This is a genomic window from Geomesophilobacter sediminis (assembly GCF_016458275.1).
Taxonomy (GTDB): Bacteria; Desulfobacterota; Desulfuromonadia; order Geobacterales; family Geobacteraceae; genus Geomesophilobacter; species Geomesophilobacter sediminis.
The window spans coordinates 1-4574 of the sequence record NZ_JAEMHM010000039.1 but is presented as its reverse complement, the minus strand read 5'-3'; the positions used below and the strand labels follow the sequence as shown (position 1 = coordinate 4574).

The 4574-nt window shown below is 50.3% G+C and carries 5 protein-coding genes; 3 read left to right on the top strand and 2 right to left on the bottom strand.

What is annotated here, in order from left to right; translation table 11 throughout:
* Positions 1-457 precede the first annotated feature (457 nt).
* Complete coding sequence (locus JFN93_RS25215; protein WP_199387159.1) at positions 458-895, top strand: hypothetical protein; 438 nt, start codon at positions 458-460, stop codon at positions 893-895.
* A 101-nt stretch (positions 896-996) separates the two neighbouring features.
* Positions 997-1635 carry a hypothetical protein gene (locus tag JFN93_RS25210; RefSeq protein ID WP_199387158.1) on the top strand — a complete coding sequence of 213 codons (639 nt, stop codon included), beginning with the start codon at positions 997-999 and terminating at the stop codon, positions 1633-1635.
* 95 nt (positions 1636-1730) lie between these two features.
* Here JFN93_RS25210 and JFN93_RS25205 read toward each other — a convergent pair whose 3' ends face one another.
* Positions 1731-1946: a hypothetical protein gene (locus JFN93_RS25205; RefSeq protein WP_199385723.1), complete on the bottom strand. Its 216-nt coding sequence runs from the start codon at positions 1944-1946 to the stop codon at positions 1731-1733.
* A 731-nt stretch (positions 1947-2677) separates the two neighbouring features.
* Here JFN93_RS25205 and JFN93_RS25200 point away from each other — a divergent pair.
* On the top strand, positions 2678-2893 hold the full coding sequence (locus tag JFN93_RS25200; RefSeq protein ID WP_199387157.1) for a hypothetical protein: 216 nt from the start codon (positions 2678-2680) through the stop codon (positions 2891-2893).
* Positions 2894-4280: 1387 nt separating this feature from the next.
* On the opposite strand, the gene JFN93_RS25385 is transcribed toward JFN93_RS25200, so the two are convergent.
* On the bottom strand, positions 4281-4574 hold a 294-nt coding region (locus JFN93_RS25385), incomplete at its 5' end, for a hypothetical protein (RefSeq protein ID WP_215907869.1).

Sequence of the window (4574 nt, the reverse complement as noted above, 5' to 3'; positions counted from 1 at the left end):
TGTTTTGTTTTCTTTAACTGCCTTTGCCCTCTACATAGCAGTAGGCGTGCCAGGATTCGGCCAAGCCGGATTTATTCACATAACTGGCTGTTTTTGCGAGGTACTGTTCGGCGAATTACAACCGCACCCCAGGTCGTTCCCCCGACAAACGTATGTTTTTCATATACGGCAGCATCCCCCCCACCTACCGAGACAACCCGGAACCTCTACACGTAACCGGCCGTTTTTGCGATGAAAAGAGAGCCATCACTCGATGTATATTTCCCGCTGCTGTTTCACTAACTTTGATATTGGCAGTATCGGGAGAATATACACATAGAGTGGGAGGCAGTGACAGTGTGGTCCCTTCCTTCTCAGAGTTGTGGGGAGATGCTTTCTTCGACTCCTTAGTTGTAGGTCTTCCGGCATTCATCCCGGTTTCTAACTGTTGCACTTCTTTGATTAAATTTGAAACTTCTTGAAAGATGAAACTAGTTGGTTTAATTTCGATTTTCGGGCCGCAGGACGCCGTTTGACACCTCTCCTCAGTTATGGCATTGACGCTTCAATTGGTGCTGCTGCAGGGACATCAATTGTTATCTGTTTAGTACCTAGGAGACAAGCAGGATATATGGATTTAATAAATGCTACAATAATATTTGTCATAATTTATAGTGTGTCGTTATTTCTAACAATTTCCAGATTAATGGTGAGGCATAAGCCTGTGTACAATGAACTCGGATCTCCACCGCTAATTGGTGTATCTCTTCGCAGATTTGCAAAATTAGTTGAATTTGTTCTAAAGTTAAAGTTTATTGAGCTGAATGATATGCTTTTAAATGTATTGTGCGTACTGTTTGTAGTTTCATTTTTTGTTGCAATCACGCTTATTTATATGTGTGCTTTTAGTAAATAGGTATGGGTAACTCAGTGGGAGTTGCATTTCCGAAAAGTTACCACCAGAATACAGCCGAATGGGCATGTGCATGAAGTCCTGTTTCGACCAGGAAGGTTGGAATGATCAATTTTATTGATGACGTCATGCGGGAAAGCGCCCAGTCGCTCGGACGCTCCTTGGACAGCTACTGGCCGACCAAGGTCAGCGGCACCTGCGACATCCCTGAGCGAAACGTCTCCTTGCACTGTGCTATAGCTCTCGCCAATCGCGGGCTTGGGGTCTTTCAAGAGCTGGCTTTCCCCCACACCGAGAAGTCGCAGCGCCTAGACGTCCTGGCCATCGCTCCGGGGCACTCTTTCGCGCTCTACCTAGAGTTCAAGGCGTACACCGGCGCGAGCATGGATGCCTCGACGGACGATTTGGATCGTGTGAAACAGTTCAGCCTCAACCGGGTTTTCGACCCAAAGATCTTCGGGCTGGAGTTTGTGGAAAACTTGAATTCGCTCGATCACGAGGTGGGGATAGTGGCGGGGGCGCTTTGGCGTCCATCTGGGGGCCAGGTAGAGCTGGCGGGACCAGCCCAGAAGCGCTTTGCTGCAAAAGTGGAAACTCTTGGCGGTGTAGTATGCCGAGAGCCACACCTGATCCGGCGTTACACCCCCGAGCGCAACCCGACATGGGACGGCGCCTATTACCTGTACTGGGCTGTTGTGGGAGACTGGCAGCGCAAGATGGACGTACGGGGAATACTGGTTTAGAGAGTTCAGATGGTTCATCTGTAATCACTGCCCGCAAAAATGAAAAGCCGCTCTTTCGAGCGGCTTTTTCACTTCCCTGCGGTTGGGCGGGGTCGTCAGGCGTGGTGTTCTTTGGCTTCGTTGGGTTTCATGACCCCTTTGGCGGCGCCGAGCAGCATCATGACTGCCGGGATCAACTGACCTACTACGATCATCGCGCAGAGTCCGAGGAATGCCCAGCAAAGGAGGCCGCTATGATCTTCGAAACCGGTCGCTGCAAAAGCGGGGGTGGCTACCAGTGTTGCAATGATGGCGTTGATAAGGGCTTTCATGGCGTTCCTCCTGTTTGGTTTTCTTTAACTGCCTTTGCCCTATACATAGCAGTAGGCGTGCCAGGATTCGGCCAAGCCGGAGTTATTCACATAACTGGCTGTTTTTGCGAGGTACTGTTTGGCGAATTACAACCGCACCCCAGGTCGTCCCCCCGATAAACGTATGTTTTTCATATACGGCAGCATCCCCCCCACCTACCGAGACAACCCGGAACCTCTACACGTAACCGGCCGTTTTTGCGATGAAAAGAGAGCCATCACTCGATGTATATTTCCCGCTGCTGTTTCACTAACTTTGATATAGGCAGTATCGGGAGAATATACACATAGAGTGGTAGGCGATGACAGTGGGGTCCCTTCCGCCTCGGATCTGTGGGCGGTGCCTTCTTCGCCTCCTCAGTTGTAGGTCTTCCGGCATTCGTCCAGGTTTATAACTACTGCACTTTTTTGATTAAATTAGAAACTTCTTGATAAACGAAACTCGCTGGTATAACTTCGGTTTTCGCGCCGCAGGACATACTCCTTTCTCCTGCGTTAGGGACAGCTGTTCTGACGATTGTAATGCGGAAAACAAATCAGACAGCATACGACAAAAGGGCACACTGCTTTCGTTTTCTAAGGCCTAGGTCCCGACGCCTCCGTGGATTTAGGTTTATGCCATTCAGCAAACGGACCCGTCCTCTAAGGACAGCACAGCTATAACAAGCGATCTAAAACACTAGGAGGTTACGGTGAGACTGTTCAATAAAAGCTGGAAGTACATCAAGAAAAATCCTGGCAAGGTTGTGCTTGGTATTCTTGGTGTAGTCGGCGGGGTCGGCTTGGGTGGGGTCGGTATTGCCGTGTTGGGCACCGCATTCGGCGTTCCTACGGCGGGCACTGCTACGATAACTGGAGCCCTTGGGGTTGCGGTCGGGCATAAGGTTGATAGGAAAATCAGCTGCTGACCTTAAAGCCTGAGCGCGGTACGATACGTCAAAGGGAACGGTAGTTGGGACCCCCTGAGGGGACGTTGTTTAGATTTCAACAAGAACTGACTGCTAAGCAGCCTAGGATAGAAAAGCGATCGGCAGGTAAGGGAGAATCCTGGCCGGAAATCACTTTTCCCGAATCCACATTGGGCTCACCCGTCAAACTCACGTCAATTTGCCAGTTTGCATTTTCATCTGGATTGGCGCGCCAAAAATCTAAAACGAGGAAAGGGGACAGGTTGCATTGAAAAAACAGCCTGTCCCCTTTTCTTTCCCGCCGCGGGAATGATCCGCGCAGGGTAGAAGGAACCCCGCTGACCGCTTAGTGGAAATTAGGTTGTCGACGGTTGCTGTCAAACTGACAAATTAGGTTTGCGACACCACCTTCAAGCTGGCAAATTACCACGGCGGCCGACAGCAGAAGCCTTTTGGCACCGTTCAATGCGAAATGCCATGGGAATGGTGAACTCAGGTGCCCCTGTAGCCAGCGATGCCCGTCGATGGAATTTTTCCCGTTGCCAAGGATAAAAGACACGAAAGGCCGCACTGCAGTAAAGACTGCCAAAAATCTTCAATTCCTTGTAGGAAATGTTGAGAATGTAAGTGTTGCAAATTAATGAAAAAACATGAAATTACTTCCATCTTATAGCCGTCTCATGGTATAGAGGCAACGCTTCTTTTCGAAAGGGGCTGTTGTAGGGTGCGTTTATTCCACTATTACGAGGAGGCATGAGATGCACGACTTTGGCATTTGCATGGGGCAGAGGGGGAACAGTGTCCGGGGTATGTTGGCTATCTTCGCAGGTATGGTGCTTTTCGTCACGTCGGCTTATGCAAATACCCCCCAACAGCAGCACCGGGGGGGCCAACCTCAACAGCACATGGCGCCTCCACAGCAAAACCGCTACATCAGCCCGCAATATGGCCAACGGTTGCAGAGGCAGATGCATCCGCCGGCTGGTCACCAACCAAGTTCTCAAGCGCATCGTGGAAATCAGCGGAGGATGCCTGGGGCCCAGGTTCAGCAGTCTCCTACGCCGCAGCTCATGATAGTGCCAGTTGCACAAGTGGAGGGCGCGTCACCGACGGACGTGCAAACAGAGCCTGTTGCCGCCCAGGTGCCAACTGAGGATTCGGGCGCTGCACAGGCCGCTCAGGATGCTCCGGCTAAAAAACGAAGTCACCCCTTGCACCGCTCAAGCACGCACAGAAAACATGGTAAACAAGGTAATCGTCACCACTCTCAGAAGCACAAATAGGATTGAATCAACATCATGAACAAAAGGATTAAATTTTCCGGTCTTCGACCGGGCAACTAAACTTCGTGGCCCCCCTGAGGGGACGTTGTTGAGATTTTAAAATTTCAACAGGAACTGACGCCTAAGAGGCGTAGGAATAGAAAGAGCGATTGGCAGGTAGGGGAGAATCCTGGCTGGACATCAACTTTTACCGAACCCGCATTGGGCTCACCCGTCAAAATCAAGTCCATTTGCCAGTTCGTATTTTCATCGCGGCTGGCGCGCCAAAGGGGACAGCTTGCTTTGAAAAGCAGGCTGTCCCTTTTTTTGCACGCGGTATTCATCCAGGTTTCTAATCGCTGCACTATTTTGATTAAATTAGAAGATCCCCTCGACCAAAAATGAAAAGCCGCTCTTTC

Excerpts from the sequence above, each read along its gene's own strand:
- JFN93_RS25210 (WP_199387158.1), top strand. The coding sequence starts at position 997 with ATGATCAATTTTATTGATGACGTCATGCGGGAAAGCGCCCAGTCGCTC.
- JFN93_RS25205 (WP_199385723.1), bottom strand. The coding sequence starts at position 1,946 with ATGAAAGCCCTTATCAACGCCATCATTGCAACACTGGTAGCCACCCCC.